This is a genomic window from Nocardiopsis sp. TNDT3 (genome assembly GCF_003427465.1).
Taxonomy (GTDB): domain Bacteria; phylum Actinomycetota; class Actinomycetes; order Streptosporangiales; family Streptosporangiaceae; genus Nocardiopsis; species Nocardiopsis dassonvillei.
The window spans coordinates 1-1,425 of record NZ_QPFC01001416.1 but is presented as its reverse complement, the minus strand read 5'-3'; the positions used below and the strand labels follow the sequence as shown (position 1 = coordinate 1,425).

The following is a 1,425-nucleotide window of genomic DNA, read 5'->3' as shown; positions in this document are numbered from 1 at the left end:
GATCCGGGTGGGGGTGGACTCGGGGCGGGAGGCCGGACTCAGCGGTACTCGGCCAGACGGGGGCGGACCCCGAGGACGAGCAGGACCAGCAGCAGGGCCGTCGCGGCGGGCAGCAGCCACGTCCAGGGGGTGAGCGCCGCGTCAGCGCGTCCGATGCCCGCGTCGAACGCCTCCTCGTGCAGGTCGGTCAGCTCCGCCAGCGCGGCCTCGTAGGTCTGGAAGGCGCCGTCCTCGGAGTGCGCGACGCCCATGCGGACCCCGACGGCCCCCGCCAGGTCCCCCTCCTCGGCGGCCGAACGCAGCGCCCGGTCCTCCGCCTGGAGGGCGTTGTAGGACTCCAGCACCTCGGCGAGCGCGCCCTCCTGCCCCGGCAGCAGCGTGTCCTGGGCCCGCTGGCCCAGGTAGCCGAGCGTGCCCGGGTCCTCGGGGTCGGAGCCGTCCGATCCCGGCAGCTCCGGGTAGGCGGCGACCACGCCCTCGATCTGACCGTAGTACGCGTCCAGGTTGCTGGCCGGGCGGTACAGCACCTGCTGCGCCCGCTCCAGGTACACCAGTTCGTAGTTGTCGGCCATGTCCCGGTCGAGCAGGTAGCGGCTCTGGTCCGCCTGCATGTCGGTGGAGATGGCCCCGGCCCGGGACAGCGCCATGGCCGCGTCCAGCCCCTCCTCCTTGGCGTCGCGTTGGTGCCCGCCGCTGACGGTCAGGACGAGGACCACCCCGCCGGTGAGCAGGACTGCGACCGCCGTGGCGGCCAGCAGCGGCGCGCTGAACCGGCGCCGGAACCGCACGCGCAGGTACAGCTGGAGGCCGAGCAGCGCGGCGACGGTGACCGTGCCGACCGCGCCCACCCAGAGCATGCCGAGCGCGACGGAGGACTGCCCCTCCTCGTGGTTGGCGCGCACGTTCGCCGACGCGTCCAGCCCCAGGTTGAACGCCTTGGGCAGCAGTTCGGCGTGCATCAGCCGCGTGGCCTCGCCGTAGGCCTCCAGGGCCGCCCCGTCCACCCGGCCGGGCGGGGCCTGTGCCTCGTCGTTGAGCAGCCGCGCCTCTCTGGCGAGCTGCTCGTAGGCGCCCATCCCGTTCAGGACCGCCTCGACGTTGCGCTCCTCCACGCTGTCGCCCTCGGTCAGCGATGCCGCTTCGAGCAGGGCCTCGTTGGCCCGTGCCCGGCTCGCCTCGTACCCTTCCAGGGCGTCCTCGCGGCCCGAGCCCAGGCCGTGGTCGGTGCCCATGAGCAGCACGTCGGCCACGCGGGCGTCCATGTCCGCGAGCGCCAGGTACAGGTCGGTGGTGGCCAGTGCCTGGGGACCGGCGTCGTCCCCGAGCACGCGCAGGCCGTCGCGGGCCTGGCCGAGGGTGGCGGTCGCCGAGCCGAGCAGTCCGAGGACGGCCAGCACGCACACCGAGGACAGCAGCCACACCCGA

The 1,425-nt window shown here is 74.3% G+C and carries 1 protein-coding gene; it reads right to left on the bottom strand.

What is annotated here, in order from left to right; genetic code table 11:
* Positions 1-38 precede the first annotated feature (38 nt).
* Positions 39-1,425: hypothetical protein (locus DQW06_RS28405; protein ID WP_232833192.1), on the bottom strand; the 1,387-nt coding region annotated here is incomplete at its 5' end.